This window comes from Alicyclobacillus fodiniaquatilis (genome assembly GCF_042678105.1).
Classification (GTDB): Bacteria; Bacillota; Bacilli; order Alicyclobacillales; family Alicyclobacillaceae; genus Alicyclobacillus; species Alicyclobacillus fodiniaquatilis.
Genome location: NZ_JBHUCX010000102.1, coordinates 1 through 18,296 on the forward strand (window position 1 = coordinate 1; position 18,296 = coordinate 18,296).

The following is an 18,296-nucleotide window of genomic DNA, read 5'->3' on the forward strand; positions in this document are numbered from 1 at the left end:
CGCCGAGGATACTTGGAGGGAGACTTCCTGGGAAAGTAGGACGTTGCCAGGCGAGAGAGAAGAAAGCCCCCTGTGCGCCACGAGATGTGGTGGCAGGGGGCTTTCTTGTGATTGGGGTGACCCTCGCGGCGATAGCAGCGGGATCGAACCGGGTTGTGTCCGTCTGTGGATACCGGCCCCATATATAGGTAACCGCAAGGAAACCTTCGTTTCAATATTGGTAGTCAACAGGGGAGAACGCTCTCCGTTCTCCCCTGTTACGTTACGTCCATCTACCTATCTCATCCTTGGAGGAGGAAGTGCGATGCGCGTTGTCAAAGCTACGTTGCGGCAGTTAAGCATTCCATTGCGAGAAACAACGAAGACCTCCTATGGAGCATTGCATGACAAAGATGTGATCATCGTGGAAGTTGAGACAGCCGAGGGTAATCGAGGTGTGGCAGAATGCGTAGCTATGGCCCATCCATCCTACACAGAAGAGACCGTACAAACGGCTTGGCATATCCTGCACGACTATTTAATTCCGCATCTATCTGGCCTTGAATGGATTCAAAGTGAGGATTTACACGGTTTCTATAGGGGTATGGCAAATATCCGAGGGCATGCCATGGCGAAGGCTGGACTAGAGATGGCTCTGTGGGACGCTTATGCCGCCGAAACCGAAACACCGCTTCATCAATTGCTTGGAGGTCAAATTAGAGAAATTCCTGTCGGCATCAGTTTGGGCATACAGGCAGATGCGAAGAAGGCCTGTGAACGTGCAAAAATCGCCGTTGATGACGGTTATCAGCGGTTGAAGTTCAAGATTCAACCTGGCGATGACGTTGCACCACTGCGTGCTGTGCGCAACAGTCTGCCTGATGTGGGCTTGATGGCTGACGCGAACGGAGCGTACGAGCACGCATCTTTGGATGTGTTTCAAGAGTTGGACTCGCTCGGTTTACTTATGATAGAACAGCCGTTTGCCTACAACGACTTTATTCGGCATGCCGCATTGCAAAAAACAATGCGAACGCCAATCTGCCTGGACGAGAGTATATGCAGCATGGAAGATCTCCAGTTGGCGTTCAAACTCGACGCAGGGAGAGTGCTGAACTTGAAACCCGGCCGCGTAGGTGGATTTCAGGCGAGTCGAGAGATGATTGCAGTTGGGGCGCAACGTGGGATGGAAATCTGGTGCGGCGGTATGTATGAAACCGGTATCGGCCGCTTGCACAACATTGCTCTGTGTAGTTTGGATGGATTCACGCTACCGACGGATAATGGGCCGAGTGACCGTTACTTTATACAGGACATCATTTCGCCCAAAGTGGAATTTTCACGCCCAGGGTTCCTGCTTGTGGAGCCGATGTGCGGTGTGGCATCGCGAGTAGATTGGGAAGCAGTGCATCACTTTACGATCACGATGAAGGCGCTGGAGATTTAGGTTTTACAGATATTAACAACAGGAATTTTGCCGAATAACGTCGAATTGCAGGAGTTGATGCCGAATTCGGCGTTATTTTTGCTAAGTGGGGATGGGTGGAACCAACCGATCATTCGTAGTGAGGAGATTGAGTGTATCGTGATCGAAATGCAGGATGTTTGGAAGGCGTACCCGAATGGAACACAAGCGCTTCGAGGAATTTCGGTCCACATACAGAAGGGTGATTTTGTCTACGTTGTGGGGCCCAGCGGTGCTGGTAAGTCCACATTCATTAAATTGATGTACAGAGAAGTGAGACCGACAAGTGGACATATCTTTGTCAATGGATTTAACATCGAGCGCTTAAAGGATCGCAAGATCCCATTGCTGCGCCGAAGCATCGGCGTGATCTTTCAGGATTTTAAATTGTTGCCGAAAATGACAGCAGCGGAAAATGTAGCGTTTGCCTTAGAAGTGTTGGGTTTGTCACATCGACAAATTCGTCGACGTGTGGAGGATGTTCTGGAGCAAGTTGGCCTGGGGGATAAAGCAAATATGCTGCCGACGCAGTTGTCTGGCGGCGAGCAACAGCGTGTTGCCATAGCGAGATCACTGGCCAACAACCCGTCAGTTATCATTGCGGACGAGCCGACAGGCAATCTAGATCCGGATACTTCATGGGGAATTGTACGCTTGTTTCAGCGGATTAATGATCTCGGGACGACCATTGTCATGGCGACACATAACAGAGACATCGTGAATTCGATGCGCCGACGTGTAATCGCAGTTGAAAATGGAACCATCGTACGCGATGAGCAGCGAGGTTTATATGGATATGATGAATAGGATTGGCAGGCATTTGCGCGAAGGTATGCGCAACGTTCTACGAAATGGCTGGATGACGTTTGCCTCTGTAAGTGCGGTGATGGTGACGCTTGCTGTGCTTGGGTTTTCACTGGTTTTGGCCATGAACGCACAGCAGATGTCTAAGGATGTCGAGAGTCAGGTTGAATTTAGCGCGTTCCTGGATGCTTCAGCATCTCAAAAGACAGGGGTGCAGGTAGCGAATGAAATACGTCAGATGCCGGGTGTCGCTTCGGTTCAAGTGATTAGCAAAGCAGAAGGGTTGTCGCAGTTTGAGGGAGAGTTCGGGGATTATAAGGATGTTTTAAAACAACTGAATCAAAATCCGCTCCCAATTCAACTGGTTGTGAAGGCTTCAAAGCCGCAGGATACAGTACATGTTGCAAATGAAGTAAAGCAGATCTCGGAGATTAAAAAAATCAGCGACGCACAACAGGTTGTGGGATCACTGTTTAAAACACTCAACATGTTGCGCAATATTGGTTTGGTATTCGTCATCGCGCTCTTGATTACATCGATGTTCCTGATTTCGAACACCATTCGAATTACCATCTTTTCAAGGCGACGAGAGATCGAAATCATGAAATTGGTGGGGGCGACCAATGGGTTTATTCGTTGGCCGTTCGTGATCGAAGGCATGTTGATTGGCTTTTTTGGTTCGCTCGTCCCTCTGGCTGTGATTGGTTATGGATACAACACACTGTATACACATGCCCACGGTTCATTTCAAGTTTTGGGGTTTGCGCTGGTATCGAGTGGAATGTTGGTGGGGAGATTGGCGGTTGTCCTGATTGCCATCGGCGTTTTCATTGGCATTTGGGGCGGTGTCATGTCCGTGCGGAAGTTCCTACGCGTTTAAATTTGGGTGAGACATATAGAAATGAGACAGGGAAATGGCGACTTGACGCTGAATTAGTGGTGTAAGTTGCAATGGGGAAGGGATCTAGCATGCACGACTGGACTGCGGTAGGTGGTTGGGGGCGGATTATCGTTGTCGCTGTGCTCTCATTTTTGCTCAATCCGCTGCATTACGTGGCCACGACATTGATTATTTGGGACCTCATCAGAAATATACGTGCAGAACGCGCTTGGTTTGGCATTCGTGTGACGCGGATTGTGAAGCCGCTTATCATACGCTACCTCAAGGCGAGCTTGGTTGGGCTACTTGGCTCTATACTATTGCTTGCACTCGGTGTGTCTGTATCGTGGCAGTCGGTGCTGCTGGTCGCATGTGTAGCCATAGTCGCAGGCGCGGTTCGCGGTCGGTTCGCCAGTTCTGCGGTAGCCATTTCCGTTGTTCTGACACTGGCTTTTGTTGCACATTGGTTGCCAAGCGGTGAGCAAAGTCATTTGGCGAATGTCATCTCCTTTTTACAGGGCATTTCAACGCGTTCATGGCTGTTGATCGCTGTGGTCACTTGCCTTAGTGAACTGTTTCTCCAGTGGTGGAATCAGCGCGATGCGGTGTTCCCTGCGCTCGTGACAAGTAAGCGCGGTCGGTCTATTGGCGCTTTAAAGATTCAACTGGGTTTTGTCACACCGCTTGTCGTTTGGATGACACCTGTGCAACACATCTCTCTCAATTTACATGCAGGCTTTAAGCCATGGCTTTTGTCCCCCCATGCGTCAGTGGCCATCTGTGTATTACCGGTTGTGTTTGGCATCCATGGATTGTTCACAGCACTTCGCCCTGAACGCGTGCTTGTACAGTGGCGTTGGTGGAATCTGATTTATGCAGCTCTATTTGTCAGCGGCTTTGCAATCCTTCAATGGACGAACAGCCGTTATGGGTTGATTGTAGCGCCGCTGTTCATTGTGCTGAACGAATGTATCCGTAGCATCTGGCGCCATGTGGATATGGCGACAGAGCCGCTGTGTGCGCCAGATGCGCGGGGTGTGATGATTCTCTACACCATTCGCGGCTCGCTGAGTGAAAGACTAGGATTGAGGCCGGGTGAAGTGGTGACGCACGTCAACCAAACACCTGTGCACACTGCTTTTGACTTACACTTTGCATTTGAACAGAACGCTGCTTATGCAAAATTCCAAGTGATTGACGAACGGGGGGAGACTCGACTGGTAGGCAATCCAGTGTATGAAGGTGAACGACACCAACTTGGCCTTTTGGTGGCTCCAGAGGACAAACTGGCTTTGTCTTTAAAGCGCCCACTTGGTTTTCTAGAGACGCTATATCTGCGCAGACATAAGCAGGCGATGCACTCGTTTGAGGAATCCGCATCGCTTTAGAGAGACAGGGGTCTGGGATTTTGTGTTGTGCAGGGAGGCAGTTTGATGGATTTTGCAACGCTGATAGGTTTAGTAGTTGCGATAGCAGGTCTGTTGGTTGGCTTTTCGATGGATGGTGGGGCGATTTCATCCTTATTGCAACCGGCAGCTGCTGTGATTGTCTTCGGTGGGACCATCGGAGCGACGTTGTTGTCGAGTCGAATGAAATCATTTGGGAAAATCGTTCAGTATTTTCGAGTGGCTTTTGTCAATAAAGTGTCTGATCCGTATATCATAATAGATCAACTTGTGGAAATGGCCGTCATTGCGCGAAAAGAGGGTATTTTGGCGCTGGAGGAGCAAGTCGAAGAATTTGACGATCCGTTCATTCAGAACGGGGTTCGCCTGATTGTTGACGGTGTGGATCCTGAATTGGTCAAAGAGATGCTGGAAACAGAGATATCCTCTATCGAACAACGGCATGAAATCGGCATTCAGTTATTTGAGGCTGCAGGCGGGTTCGCGCCTACAATGGGCATCATTGGTACGGTAATGGGACTGATTCACGTGCTTGGCGATTTGACAGATACAACGAAACTTGGTCCAGAAATTGCAACGGCATTTACAGCGACATTGTATGGTGTGGCCAGCGCCAATATTTTATGGTTGCCGATTGCAAACAAATTGAGAGTTCGTACCGAGGAAGAGATATTGGGACGCGAGATGGCGCTTGAGGGGATTCTTTCGGTTCAAGCGGGCGAAAATCCAAGTATACTTCGGCAAAAGCTGCTATCATTCCTGGCGTCATCGCAGCGGGATCGAAAGAAGGATAATGCGGATGAAACGGATGCCGAGACGGCGCAGGCTTAATCGCAGGCAGCGGAACCAAGAGCGGTGGCTCGTTACATATTCCGATTTAATCACGTTACTGCTGGTCTTCTTTATTATTATGTTTTCTATGTCGAGTGTAGACAAAACGCGCTTCGCGTCTTTAGCTCAATCTCTTTATGCTGCATTGCATCCAACTCAACAAATCGCCCTAGACGGGTTGAATTCAAGTTCCATTCTGTTAGATGACAACCAAAATAAGGCGGGAACCACTGATCCGATGGATGGCGGGGCGCCTGTGGTAAAGACGGATCAATCGGCGGCGAAAAAAGATCAAACCCAATTGGATGACCTTTATAATGTAGTGAAGGGTTATATCACAACGCACCACCTGAGCAACCAGGTGTCTATTGTAAATCAACAACGCGGTGTTCAAATCACGATGAACGATGCGGCGCTGTTTCATACGGGTCAAGCGGTGCTCGTGCCTGCGGCTAAAAAAACCATTGCCGGTTTTGTGCCATTTTTTAAAAAGCTACCGAATGACATTGTCGTGGAAGGATACACGGATAACCAACCGATTCACACCAGCGTTTATCCATCAAACTGGGAGCTTTCAGCTGCCCGCGCGATGAGCGTTGTACACTTTTTGTCCAGTGCGGGTGTTAAACCGTCCCGTTTATCTGGAACTGGGTATGGACAGTACAACAATGTTGCGCCAAATGATACAGCTGCACATCGACAGTTGAATCGGCGCGTAAACATTGTCATTTTGCGACAAGATTTACAGCCAGGGACAGCAGCGGCACAGCCCAATGCGAATAAAAAGCCCAATCAGACTCCGTGATCGCGATGCGCAAATACAGTCGCATCTTCACCAACTACGAGTATCCTCATCGTACAAATCCACTGCATTTATCACATATTACTCAGATTATAATTTAAAGGGAACGCTTGTTCCCTTTTTAGTGTGTTCATGGTAAGGTAATGCTGTTATTGTATAACATGTGCATTCAACTTGACGGGGAGGGTTTACATTTGACGACGAAACCCGGAAAGTTTCAATTGGTTTCAGATTACAAGCCACAGGGAGATCAACCTGCGGCGATTGAGCAACTGGTCGATGGGGTGGACAGCGGTCTGCGTCATCAGACATTACTTGGTGTCACTGGTTCTGGGAAGACCTTTACAATGGCGAATATCATTGCCGAATTGAACCGGCCGACGCTCGTCGTGGCGCACAATAAAACACTGGCTGCACAGTTGGCTGCTGAGTTCCGCGAGTTTTTCCCAAACAATGCGGTTGAATATTTTGTGAGCTATTACGATTATTATCAGCCTGAAGCATATATCCCTTCGACAGATACTTTTATTGAGAAGGACGCAAAAATCAACGATGAAATCGATAAGCTGCGCCACTCTGCAACCGCAGCATTGCTTGAACGCAACGATGTGATTGTGGTTGCGAGCGTCTCGGCGATTTACGGTTTAGGTAGTCCGACCGAATACGCGGAACACGTGCTGTCTCTGCGGGTGGGCGCAACCATGGAGCGCAACCAAATTCTGCGGCGGTTGGTGGATATGCAGTATGATCGCAATGATCTCAACTTCACGCGCGGCACGTTTCGCGTCCGCGGCGATGTGGTGGAAATCTTTCCGGCTTCGCGCGATGAAAACGCCGTGCGCGTGGAGTTGTTTGGCGATGAGATCGAGCGGATCACAGAAATCCATGTGGTGACCGGCGAAGTGGTCGCGCGGAGAAGCCATGTCAGCATCTTCCCGGCCTCCCACTTTGTCACTTCGCGCCCTCGCCTTGAAAAGGCGATTGAGCGGATTAGAGCCGAATTGCAGGATCAACTGCAGATGCTGCGGGAGAATGGGAAATTGCTTGAAGCGCAGCGGCTGGAACAGCGCACGATGTACGATATTGAAATGATGTTGGAGATGGGTTTTTGCTCTGGCATCGAGAACTACTCTGCGCCGATGGAAGGGCGATCTGCTGGTGAGCCACCGAGCACCTTGCTCGACTATTTTCCGAGCGGCTTTTTGACGCTGATAGATGAATCGCATGTGACTCTGCCGCAGGTACGCGGCATGTACGGCGGAGACCGCACGCGCAAGATGACCTTGATTGAACATGGGTTCCGCCTGCCGTCTGCGGCGGACAACCGCCCGTTGACTTTCGAAGAATTCGAACGGACCGTTGGCCAGTGCATCTATGTCAGCGCCACGCCAGGGCCATATGAACAGGAGCACCAACAGCGCGTAGTAGAACAGATCATCCGACCCACTGGTCTTGTCGATCCGACCATCGACGTCCGGCCCATCAAAGGCCAAATTGACGATCTCGTCAGTGAAATTCGCGAGCGTGTCCAACGAAACGAGCGCGTGCTGGTGACGACGCTGACCAAGAAAATGTCCGAGGATCTCACCGATTATCTCAAGGAGATTGGCATCAAGGTCCGCTATTTACATTCAGATATCAAGACGATTGAGCGCATGGTGATTTTGCGAGATTTGCGCGCGGGCGTATTTGATGTGCTGATTGGGATTAACCTGCTAAGAGAGGGACTTGACTTGCCGGAAGTATCGCTGGTGGCGATTCTCGATGCAGATAAAGAAGGTTTCTTGCGGGCCTATCGCTCTTTGATTCAAACGATTGGCCGCGCTGCCCGCAATGTAAACGGCGCGGTCATTATGTACGCTGATAAAATCACCGATTCCATGCGGATTGCCATCGACGAGACGAATCGTCGCCGTCAAAAGCAGTTGGCGTACAACGAGGCGAACAATGTCGTGCCGATGACCATCCGCAAAGCCGTTCGCGATGTGATTGAATCGACGAAGATCGCTGAGACGAGTGAGGATTACATCGCATCTGCGGAAAAGGCGCAGACGATGAGCAAGAAGGAACGCAAGGCGTTGATTGCGCGTCTTGAAGCGGAGATGCGTCAGGCAGCGAAGGATTTGGAGTTCGAACGAGCAGCGCAATTGCGCGATATGATTACCGAGTTGACAGACGCATCGTAAAGGTTAAACTCGCTGCAAAGCATCGGCACTGTTCGCCATATGCCCATCCCGTTGACGGAAAGGAAGTATGTTGATGTCGCAGGATTACATTCAGGTGCGCGGCGCAAGGGCGCACAATTTGAAGAATATCAATGTCAAAATCCCGCGTGATAAGTTTGTCGTGGTCACCGGATTGAGTGGGTCAGGTAAGTCTTCGCTGGCGTTTGATACGATTTATGCGGAAGGGCAACGTCGTTATGTAGAGTCACTCTCCGCATACGCGCGGCAATTTTTGGGGCAGATGGACAAACCGGATGTCGATGGGATTGACGGGTTATCTCCTGCCATCTCGATTGATCAAAAGACAACCAGCCGCAACCCGCGTTCAACGGTGGGAACCGTGACGGAGATTTACGATTACCTGCGGCTGTTGTTTGCGCGCGTTGGGCATCCATATTGCCCAAATTGTGATATTCCCATCACGTCGCAGACCGTCGAACAGATGGTGGATCGTCTGATGCAATTCCCAGAACGGACGCGGTTGCAGGTGTTGGCGCCGGTTGTGCGGGGGCGCAAGGGCGAGCATCAAAAGATCATAGAGCAGATGCGCAAGGGTGGCTATGTTCGATTGCGCGTCGACGGTGAAGTGCGTGAGTTGGATGAAGACATTCAATTGGAGAAAAACAAGAAACACAACCTTGAGGTGGTTGTCGACCGGATTGTCTTGCGGGATGATGTGCAAAGCCGTTTGGCTGATTCTCTGGAAGCGGCTTTGAATTTGGCAGGCGGCATGGTCATTGTGGACGTGATGGACCAAGAAGAAGTGATGTTCAGTCAGAACATGGCTTGCCCGAACTGCGGCTTCAGTGTGGATGAGCTTGCACCGCGGATGTTTTCGTTCAATAGCCCGTTTGGCGCTTGTGAGACATGCTCGGGGCTAGGTGTGAATATGGAAGTGGATGAGGATTTGGTTGTGCCAAATCCTTCATTGACGATTGCCCAAGGTGGCATTGTGCCGTGGGCAGGTTCCACGTCCACATACTATCCCCAGCTACTGGCCTCAGCTTGTGCCGCGTATGGCATTGATGTAGAAGTGCCGATTGCCGAACTGCCCAAAGAGGCATTAGCCAAACTTTTCTACGGTTCTGGCGAGACAATCGAGTTTGTTTATGAGAATGATTTTGGCCAACGGAAAACGGCGCAAATTGCGTTTGAAGGGGTCATCCCCAATCTGGAGCGGCGGCATCGTGATACGGCGTCCGATTCGATTCGAGAGTTCATTGAGGCGTTTATGAGCGCGAAACCCTGTCCTGCATGTAAGGGGCGCCGTTTGAAACCACAAAGCCTGGCAGTGCGGATTGCCGAGAAAAATATTTCACAGGTGACCGGATTTTCTGTGATGGAGGCGCTAGAGTACTTTACTGCACTGGTGCTGTCGGATAAGGAGATGCAGATTGCGCGCCAGATTCTAAAGGAAATTGAGAGTCGGCTTGGTTTTTTGCGCGATGTCGGCTTGGATTACTTGACATTGTCCAGATCTGCCGGAACGTTGTCTGGCGGCGAAGCGCAGCGGATACGGCTGGCCACGCAATTGGGCTCTTCTCTGATGGGCGTTTTATACATTTTGGACGAGCCGAGCATTGGGCTGCATCAACGGGATAACGAACGCCTGATTCGCACGCTTGAACACATGCGGGATCTGGGGAACACGTTGATTGTGGTAGAACATGATGAAGACACGATGCTCGCGTGTGATTACATTATCGACATGGGCAAAGGCGCAGGCGTACACGGTGGTGAAGTAATCAGCCAAGGGACTCCGGCGCAAGTGATGACAGACGCGGAGTCGGTTACGGGGCAATATTTGTCTGGGCGGCGCTTCATTCCTGTTCCAGAGGAGCGGAGAAAGCCGGACGACCGTTGGTTGGAAGTGCGGAAAGCGCGCGAAAACAACTTGAAGAATGTCTCTGTCAAGATTCCAATCGGTTTGATGACCTGTGTCACTGGCGTGTCTGGTTCAGGTAAATCGACGTTGGTCAATGAAGTGTTGCACAAAGCGCTGGCGCGTGATTTGAACAGAGCGCGCATCCGGCCGGGGGCGCATGATGCCATTTTGGGTCTGGATAACTTGGATAAAGTGGTCGATATAGATCAATCCCCGATTGGGCGAACCCCTCGTTCAAACCCTGCGACGTACACGGGGGTATTTGACGATATACGGGATCTGTTCGCGAATACCAATGAGGCGAAGATGCGTGGTTACAAGAAGGGGCGTTTTAGTTTTAACGTCCGCGGCGGTCGCTGTGAGGCGTGTAAAGGTGACGGGATCATCAAGATTGAGATGCATTTCTTGCCGGATGTCTACGTGCCCTGTGAGGTGTGCAAAGGGAAACGGTACAACCGGGAGACATTGGAGGTCCGCTACAAAGGCAAGAACATCTCCGATGTGCTGGAGATGACTGTGGAGGATTCCGTGCGATTCTTTGAAAACATTCCACGGATTCATCGCAAGTTGCAGACGCTGGTCGATGTTGGCTTGGGGTATATTCAGTTGGGACAACCAGCCACGACCCTGTCAGGTGGCGAAGCCCAGCGGGTGAAACTAGCATCAGAGTTGCATCGGCGGAGTACAGGCCGGACATTGTACATTTTGGATGAACCGACGACGGGTCTGCATGTGGCAGATATTGAACGTCTCTTGACCGTATTGCATCGTCTGGTTGACAATGGAGACACGGTTTTGATCATTGAACATAATCTGGACGTCATTAAGACAGCAGATTATTTGATTGATCTGGGGCCCGAAGGCGGGGATCGCGGCGGGCAGTTGGTGGCCGCAGGAACCCCAGAGGCGATATGTGAAAAAGCGGGATCGTATACAGGGAAGTTTTTAGGACCGGTTTTGACCCGTGACAAGTTGCGCGCCAAAAAAATTGCCGCGGAAGAGGCGGTTCAGCTTTCCTCCGGTTTGTAATGGCCAGTGGCGCGGTGTGAAGGACAGACGATTTTAGAGGCAGGTGGGATGTAGTTTGACAGTAGAGCGCGGTGTCACAGTACGAGAGCTTGTAAAGGACTTGGACCTCAATGTCTTTAACGAGGATGCGGATTTGGATAGGGTCATTCAGACCTTGGATATCAACCGCCCTGGGTTAGCCATGGCTGGGTACCTTCGCTATCATCCAGCAGAGCGTGTACAGGTGCTTGGCCGAACTGAACTCTCGTTTCTGCGTGGAATGAATGAGCGTGAGCAGGCGTTGCGCGTATTTGCTTTCTGCTCATATCAACAAACGCCCTGCATCCTTGTGACGCGGGGAGACATCCCACCGGAGGTATTGCTGCGCGAGGCGCAAGCCAAGCGCATCCCCGTAGTTGGGACGAATATGGTCACGACACGCTTGACGGCAACGCTCTCCACTTATCTTGAGGAGCGCCTTGCGCCGGAAACGTTGGTTCACGGTGTGATGGTGGACGTATACGGCATCGGCATACTGATTACGGGTTCCAGCGGCATTGGCAAAAGTGAAACCGGTCTCGAGCTCATCAAGCGCGGCCATAGGTTAGTGGCCGACGACGCCGTGGTCATTCGTCAGATTTCTGATGAGAGCTTGGTCGGCAGCCCGCCTCCGCTGCTGCAACATTTGTTGGAGATCCGCGGGCTAGGTGTATTAAACGCCATGACGCTGTTTGGCGCAGGCGCAGTGCGTACCCACAAGAAAATCTCTATGGCCATTCACCTCGAAGCTTGGAAAGAGAATGTCGCATACGACCGCCTTGGGATAGACACACAAACCATGAAAATTCTCGATCTCGAAATCCCCAAAGTCACTGTGCCAGTTCGTCCTGGTCGCAACCTTGCGGTCATCATTGAGGTTGCTGCGATGAATTTCCGACTCAAAGCAATGGGTTACGATGCCGCGAAAACGTTCACTGAGGAACTCTCCCAGGCAATTGCGGCCCAAACGGACGGGGACGTATGATCGCAAGCGCCTGATCAGCAGCGGAATATCAGGCGCCGTTGTTTGGGAAAGGAGGGTCGGATCTTCGTTCGAATGGTAAATGTCCGTGTTTCTTATCAACCGCATCAGGTTCGATGTTCAACCAACGCTTTGCCTATTTCACCTACATCCTCCGTTAAGTCTTCTTCTAGACAATTTATGATGCGTTTTTTATGCCCCCATGAATGGTCATCAATCAACATATATTCCTCGTAGGCTATAAAGACGACGAACGAATTGTCGACGGGAAAAGGATTTTGGCTATTTGTGTCGAATAAACCGCGTTATGTCATGTGCTCTGCGCTTGATAATGTGAAAAAGTATTCGATTCATTCAATGGAAAGCATTTTCACATGTCTCCTAGAGGTGTGGATGCTTACAAGGAGGACTGCGAAGTGAAATGGACAGCGGCCTTGCGAGCTGTGAAGCAAAAGCTTGCTACCGCGCGCCCGGAGCAAAAGGCGAAGAGGATGCAACCGAACCCAACTTTACGTGCAAATACGGGCGCTTATCGAGGTCGTATGCTGCTCGCTGGCGCTATGTCGGCTATCATTTTTGTGGGTGGCGCATTTGGCATGCTACGACACATTCATCGATCAGATGCGATGTTGCAAGTCTACCAAAATGGCCACTATATAGGGCTTGTTCCGAACGATCACGACATCTATACGCGCATGCAGCGTGTAGCCGCTGGTTACAACATCGCGTTGCAAGCGTTTCCTATACATACTGATGTATCTACCACTTACCCATGGCAAAAGGTAGCCTCTTTGCCTACTGCCGCAGCGGCAATTGAGGTCAATCACCGGCCACTTCTATATACGACAAGTGTTCATGATGCCAACCGCGTGCTGCAACGAGTCAAGCAGTCTTTGACGGCCAATGTGCAGCAAGGTCAGCAAAAAACAGTTTCTTTTGTAGAGCATGTTGGCATCCGTGCTGAGACTGTAGGTGTGAAGAACATTTTGGAACCGGATGATGCGGTTGATTTGCTTTTGCACCCAGCCAAGCAAAACCAGATTGCTGGACGCGCTACTTCTCCGTCTGCCCAACTGTTGCAGCAAAACACAAACCAGGCAAAATTCGCCCAGAAACCGTTGCTCTCAGTCCGTTCACAGGTCACAGTCACCGAGACGAAATCATGTCCGTATCATGTGAAATATGTAAACGACGCAAGTCTGGCAAAAGGCAGTGAAAAGGTCGTCGCAAAGGGAAAAATGGGAACAAAGAAAGAAACGGTCCGGCAAACGTACATCAATGGACAACAAACTGCCGCAGACGTACTGAGCAGTGTGACATTGGCGAAGCCTGTTGATGAAATCGTGGAGCGGGGAACCAATCCTGGGATAGAGGACGGCGATTGGATTTGGCCTACAGACATCCATACCATTACTTCTCCGTTTGGCTGGCGTTTTGGTGGGGCTGAATTCCATCCAGGGATGGACATTGGTGTTCCAACTGGCACGCCCATTCATGCCACGAACAACGGGACGGTGATTTCAGCCGGCTGGAATTCGGGCGGGTATGGCAATTGGGTCGAGATCGACAATGGAAATGGGATCACGACCGTGTTCGGCCATATGTCGCATGTTGAGGTGCACAGTGGCGAATTGGTCAGCAAAGGCCAGTTGATTGGCGAGTCAGGCAGCACCGGAGACGCGACGGGACCGCATCTTCACTATGAGGTGCGGCTGAATGGCACACCCGTGCAGCCAATGAATTACGTGTGAGGGCGTGAAAAGTATGCCGCGTTGGATTGGATCTGCAGGCTGTTGTGTCCAGCAAGGGAGCATGCTCATGGTCAAAGGGACGGCGGAAGAGGAGTTATGGTCGATCCCGTCGGGCGGGCTAGAGGCTGATGAATCGCTCGAGGAATGTTGTGCGCGTGAAGTTTGGGAGGAAACAGGGTACCGGATAGACGTGGTTCGTGAACTGATGATTAAAAAAGCGCGTTATGGCGAATGGGATGCTGAGGTCCATTATTTTGAGGTGAAGTTGGTTGGCGGCTTCATGAAAATTCAGGATCCGGATGGTCTGATTGCGGATATCGCTTGGAAAAGTAAAACGGAAATTGATGAGATTCAGCTTCAGTATCCTGAAGACAGGGCACTCATATTGGATCTGTTAAACGAATAAGCACTCATTCTGTCACTGCAATAACAAATAAGGCCGTCCCCAAATCGGTGTAAACCTGGGGCGGCCCGTTGTTTTATCACTGGATATTACATCTCTTCAAGTGCATCTAGCCCAATCAGATAAAGCGCGCTTGCCAAAACATTGCGGGCGGCGACGGTGAGTGCCAGGCGCTGGGCACGCGTTGCTTCGTCGGCTTGCAGAATCGGGTTATGGTGGTAAAAGCGATTGAAGGTCGCGCTCAATTGCAGGATGTAGCGGGCGACAATCGACGGATCGTATTCGTCTACGGCGCGATTCAACGCTTCATTGGCCAGACTCAAGCTGACCACCAAGCCCCATTCGGTATCACTCAATGTGCCGCTGTCCTGCCACGATATGTTCGCCTCTGTAAAACCAGCCTTGCGCAATACGCTGCAGGCGCGTGCATGCGTGTATTGGACATAGGGGCCTGTTTCTCCATCGAAGTTGAGCACGTCTTCGTAGCGGAAGTCGACATCGTGCACGCGATAGGTTTTTAAGTCGTTGAAGATGACTGCGCCGACGCCGACACTGCGCGCGACCTCATCGCGATTCGGCAGATTCGGATTTTTCTCTTCAATGATGCGATTGGCTTCCGTGATGGCTTTGGTCAAGACATCTTCCAAGTACACAATTTTGCCGCGCCGTGTCGATAGCCGCTCGCCATTGTACTTCATCATGCCAAATGACACGTGTGTGCAATGTTGCGCATAAGGGCGACCCATCAGTTCCAGCACTTTAAACACCTGTTGGAAGTGCAGTTTTTGCTCTGCGCCTACCACATACACCAGGGTGTCTGCTTTGAAGTGGTTGTGCCGATAATCGGCAGCGGCCAGGTCGCGCGTCGCGTAAATGGACGTGCCATCCGACTTTTTGATAATACAGGGCGGCATATCATATGCGGACAAGTCAACCACTTCGGCGCCTTGATCCCGGACGAGCAGTCCCTTTTCGCGCAATTCATCGACAACGGCGTCCATTTTGTCGTTGTAAAAACTTTCACCTAAATAGTGTTCAAACTCGATATTTAAGAGCGCGTACGTTTTTTTGAAGGCCTTGATGCTCTCGTCAATGAACCATTTCCAGAGACGGACGGCTTGTTCATTGCCATCTTCGAGCTGTTTGAACCAATGGCGTCCTTCTTCATCCAAAGATGGGTCCGCTTCTGCTTCCTGATGAAAGCGAACGTACAACTTGAACAATTCGCGCACAGGGTCCGCTTTGACTTGTTCTTCGTCTCCCCAACGCAGATAGGCGGCGATGGTTTTGCCAAACTGTGTGCCCCAGTCGCCGAGATGGTTGATGCCCACCACGTTATAACCGTCTTCGCGCATCATGCGCACAAGCGATTCGCCGATGATGGTGGAGCGCAGGTGGCCGACGCCAAACGGCTTTGCGATATTTGGGGCAGAATAGTCGATGGCTGCGGTGTGGCCAAGACCACGTTGTGACGAAAACAGAGCTCGCGGTTTGTCGATGGCTGTCTGTACGATTTCTTTTGCAAAGCTGCTCCGCGCCACGGCGATATTCAGATACCCATTGACAGGCGTTGCCACGGCGACTTCCGGCAGCGCGGAAAGTACCTCTGCGAGCTGCTCGGCTATCTGTTGCGGGCTCTTGCGCATCGTCTTGGCAAGTTTGAAACAAGGCAAGGCGAGATCGCCCAGTTCCGGATTGGGCGGATACTCCATCATCTGATTCAGCGCAGGCTCGTCCAAGCCAGTGACAGCTTTGAGTGCGCTAGCAATGTTTGTTTTTATCGCTTTCACCGATCATCCTCCTCAAACTGATTTTCCATTATAACACGAGTCGCGTTGTGAGAGATACTTCGCGCCGGGATGCGGATGTGATATACTTTGCGTACCAGTTCACATAACACAATGCTTTACCTGGTTTAAAACCGGACGGGTAGCGTTAGGAGGTGCTGTGTGGATACGCGTTATGTGCATCGACAATCAGGCAAAGACAGCAACAACGTCATTGCCATGAATTTTGACGCAGCTTATTTTTTCGAACGTGGCGTTCGTTTTTTACAACGAAATGATTTGAATAAGGCGCTCAAAGCGTTTAAAAAGACGGTTGAATACGAACCGAACAACCCCGTGAATTATTGTAACTTGGCGGGCGTGTTTTCGGAAATGGGAGATTTCCAAGCTTCCAATGAATTGTTGGAGCACGTGTTGCAAGACTTGGACCCAAATATGACCGAATGTCAGTTTTACCTCGCAAACAACTATGCAAACATGGGTGAATATGACATCGCAGAAGAATATGTTTTGCGCTATCTCGATTCAGAGCCAAACGGGGAATATGCTGAAGATGCAGAAGAAATGCTCAGCGTCTTGCTCGATGAGTTTGGCGGCGGAGCGGCGCTTGAGAAGTGGGAAGCTGAAAAGCGGAAACGCGATGCGGCCGACGCTGAAAAAGATGGGCGTTACTTTCTTGAACATGGGCAGTTTGAGGCTGCGGTGGAATGGCTCGAGCAAGTCATCGCAGAGTCACCGGAGAATTATGCGGCTTACAATAATCTGTGTTTGGCCTATTACTACACAGGGCAGCACGATAAGGCGTTGGCGATGGCGGATGAAGTGCTGTGCCGTCAACCCGACAACATTCACGCGCTGTGCAATCGCGCGATTCTGGTAAAACATTTCGGCTGGAAAGACGTTTTGGAAGCGGCGGCGGAGCCGTTGCGCAAAGTTTTCCCCCTCCATTACGATCTCGCCATGAAAGTCGGGACTACACTTGGGCTGATCGGCTCTCATGCGGACGCTTTTAACACGTTTCGCAGATTGATGCGGCTGACCAATCCGCCAGAACCTGCGTTGCTTCACGCGGCGGCTGCGGCGGCTGCAAACAGCCAGCAGTGGAACGTCGCTGAGCGGTTGTGGCAAATGCTTGCGCGGGAGCGGGAATACCGTTCGATTGCGGATTACTATTTGGAACGGCTTGTCACTGTGGATGAGCAAGCGACGGCTGACTGGAAGGTCAGCTACCAGTTGGATTTGCCTGTGGAAGAGCAACTTGCCGAAATGAAGGATAAGTTAAAGGAAAACAATCTCGACGAATGGCGCCGAGATGCACTGTTGCGCGCTTCGCTCTATTGGGGGCTGCGCCACGGCAATCACGAGACCAGGCGGCGGGTTATCCGCGCTTTGGCGGTGGTTGCGGATGACGATGCGGAAAAGGCTTTGCGGTTGTTTCTGGAGCGTCAGGATATCGATGAGACGCTGCGACTACATACCGTCATTGCGCTCAAACGGATTGGCGCCAAGGGTGACGTCTGTATCAAGATGAATAATGAAATGCAGACGGTGCCGCTTGAGCAGATAGCGGAAGATATCATCTTTGAGCTCAATCCGAGTTGGCGGATGGTGTGGCAACGAACAGAGGTATGGCTTCAGGAGCAGCAATTGGCAAGACTGATCCCTCCGGCAAAAAAGGTATGGCTGGGCTATTTGTACGACATGTTTTTGCATGCGCATCGCCGAATCGGCAAGGCGGATATTTGGGTGGCTGGTTTGCTGTATATCACCTTGCGCTATTTCGGTGTTCCTGTGGTGCAAAAAGAGTTGGCGGAACAGTTTCATGTCGCCGCGTCATCCATACGCAAATGCAGTGTGCGGTTGGAGCAAATTCTCCTTAACGCCGGGATTTAAGATTTGGTCATCGGCACTTTGAAAAGCGCAGAAATATGAATCATAGCGATGTCACAGATTTTTAATGCAGTTGTAACACGTTTGAAATATGGGCAGAGTACTATACACATGTAGCACATTTGACCCCCTTTTAACATATTATCTTGGGCGCCGAAA

General features: G+C 50.9%; 13 protein-coding genes. 12 read left to right on the plus strand and 1 reads right to left on the minus strand.

Features of this window, described 5'->3' with window-relative positions; all coding sequences use genetic code 11:
• Positions 1 to 304 precede the first annotated feature (304 nt).
• The 11 genes from menC (at position 305) to ACFSB2_RS26275 (ending at position 14,463) form a co-directional block, all read left to right on the plus strand.
• Positions 305 to 1,426 (plus strand): o-succinylbenzoate synthase, encoded by a 1,122-nt coding sequence (gene menC, locus ACFSB2_RS26225; protein WP_377946183.1) that lies wholly within the window; start codon positions 305 to 307, stop codon positions 1,424 to 1,426.
• Positions 1,427 to 1,564: 138 nt separating this feature from the next.
• A complete protein-coding gene (gene ftsE / locus ACFSB2_RS26230; RefSeq protein ID WP_377946311.1) occupies positions 1,565 to 2,251 on the plus strand; it encodes a cell division ATP-binding protein FtsE in 687 nt (228 codons plus the stop codon).
• Positions 2,241 to 3,128 carry a permease-like cell division protein FtsX gene (gene ftsX / locus ACFSB2_RS26235; protein WP_377946185.1) on the plus strand — a complete coding sequence of 296 codons (888 nt, stop codon included), beginning with the start codon at positions 2,241 to 2,243 and terminating at the stop codon, positions 3,126 to 3,128. Before ftsE ends, ftsX begins: the two co-directional genes overlap by 11 nt.
• An 89-nt stretch (positions 3,129 to 3,217) precedes the next feature.
• Positions 3,218 to 4,516: a PDZ domain-containing protein gene (locus ACFSB2_RS26240; protein WP_377946186.1), complete on the plus strand. Its 1,299-nt coding sequence runs from the start codon at positions 3,218 to 3,220 to the stop codon at positions 4,514 to 4,516.
• 45 nt (positions 4,517 to 4,561) lie between these two features.
• A complete protein-coding gene (locus ACFSB2_RS26245; protein ID WP_377946188.1) occupies positions 4,562 to 5,365 on the plus strand; it encodes a flagellar motor protein in 804 nt (267 codons plus the stop codon).
• A complete protein-coding gene (locus tag ACFSB2_RS26250; RefSeq protein WP_377946189.1) occupies positions 5,334 to 6,170 on the plus strand; it encodes a flagellar motor protein MotB in 837 nt (278 codons plus the stop codon). The genes ACFSB2_RS26245 and ACFSB2_RS26250 overlap by 32 nt, the downstream gene beginning before the upstream one ends.
• A 158-nt stretch (positions 6,171 to 6,328) precedes the next feature.
• The gene (gene uvrB / locus ACFSB2_RS26255) at positions 6,329 to 8,353 is read left to right on the plus strand and encodes an excinuclease ABC subunit UvrB (RefSeq protein WP_377946312.1); all 2,025 of its coding nucleotides are present in this window, start codon (positions 6,329 to 6,331) and stop codon (positions 8,351 to 8,353) included.
• Between the two features lie 73 nt (positions 8,354 to 8,426).
• The gene (gene uvrA / locus ACFSB2_RS26260; RefSeq protein ID WP_377946191.1) at positions 8,427 to 11,306 is read left to right on the plus strand and encodes an excinuclease ABC subunit UvrA; all 2,880 of its coding nucleotides are present in this window, start codon (positions 8,427 to 8,429) and stop codon (positions 11,304 to 11,306) included.
• Between the two features lie 55 nt (positions 11,307 to 11,361).
• Positions 11,362 to 12,309: an HPr(Ser) kinase/phosphatase gene (gene hprK, locus ACFSB2_RS26265; RefSeq protein ID WP_377946193.1), complete on the plus strand. Its 948-nt coding sequence runs from the start codon at positions 11,362 to 11,364 to the stop codon at positions 12,307 to 12,309.
• Between the two features lie 413 nt (positions 12,310 to 12,722).
• Complete coding sequence (locus ACFSB2_RS26270; protein WP_377946194.1) at positions 12,723 to 14,057, plus strand: M23 family metallopeptidase; 1,335 nt, start codon at positions 12,723 to 12,725, stop codon at positions 14,055 to 14,057.
• A gap of 13 nt (positions 14,058 to 14,070) precedes the next feature.
• Positions 14,071 to 14,463: an NUDIX domain-containing protein gene (locus ACFSB2_RS26275; protein ID WP_377946195.1), complete on the plus strand. Its 393-nt coding sequence runs from the start codon at positions 14,071 to 14,073 to the stop codon at positions 14,461 to 14,463.
• A gap of 86 nt (positions 14,464 to 14,549) precedes the next feature.
• Here the strand turns inward: ACFSB2_RS26275 and argS are convergent, their stop codons facing one another.
• Positions 14,550 to 16,250, minus strand: coding sequence for an arginine--tRNA ligase (gene argS / locus ACFSB2_RS26280; RefSeq protein ID WP_377946197.1), 1,701 nt, complete (start codon positions 16,248 to 16,250; stop codon positions 14,550 to 14,552).
• A gap of 159 nt (positions 16,251 to 16,409) precedes the next feature.
• Here argS and ACFSB2_RS26285 point away from each other — a divergent pair, with 159 nt between their 5' ends.
• Complete coding sequence (locus ACFSB2_RS26285) at positions 16,410 to 18,140, plus strand: tetratricopeptide repeat protein (RefSeq protein ID WP_377946199.1); 1,731 nt, start codon at positions 16,410 to 16,412, stop codon at positions 18,138 to 18,140.
• Positions 18,141 to 18,296 lie beyond the last annotated feature (156 nt).

What these genes read in the sequence shown, in the direction of transcription:
- ACFSB2_RS26275 (WP_377946195.1), top strand. Translation starts at nt 14,071, where the DNA reads ATGCCGCGTTGGATTGGATCTGCAGGCTGTTGTGTCCAGCAAGGGAGC.
- ftsX (WP_377946185.1), top strand. Translation starts at nt 2,241, where the DNA reads ATGATGAATAGGATTGGCAGGCATTTGCGCGAAGGTATGCGCAACGTT.
- uvrB (WP_377946312.1), top strand. Translation starts at nt 6,329, where the DNA reads ATGTGCATTCAACTTGACGGGGAGGGTTTACATTTGACGACGAAACCC.
- ACFSB2_RS26250 (WP_377946189.1), top strand. Translation starts at nt 5,334, where the DNA reads ATGAAACGGATGCCGAGACGGCGCAGGCTTAATCGCAGGCAGCGGAAC.
- menC (WP_377946183.1), top strand. Translation starts at nt 305, where the DNA reads ATGCGCGTTGTCAAAGCTACGTTGCGGCAGTTAAGCATTCCATTGCGA.
- ACFSB2_RS26245 (WP_377946188.1), top strand. Translation starts at nt 4,562, where the DNA reads ATGGATTTTGCAACGCTGATAGGTTTAGTAGTTGCGATAGCAGGTCTG.
- ACFSB2_RS26240 (WP_377946186.1), top strand. Translation starts at nt 3,218, where the DNA reads ATGCACGACTGGACTGCGGTAGGTGGTTGGGGGCGGATTATCGTTGTC.
- uvrA (WP_377946191.1), top strand. Translation starts at nt 8,427, where the DNA reads ATGTCGCAGGATTACATTCAGGTGCGCGGCGCAAGGGCGCACAATTTG.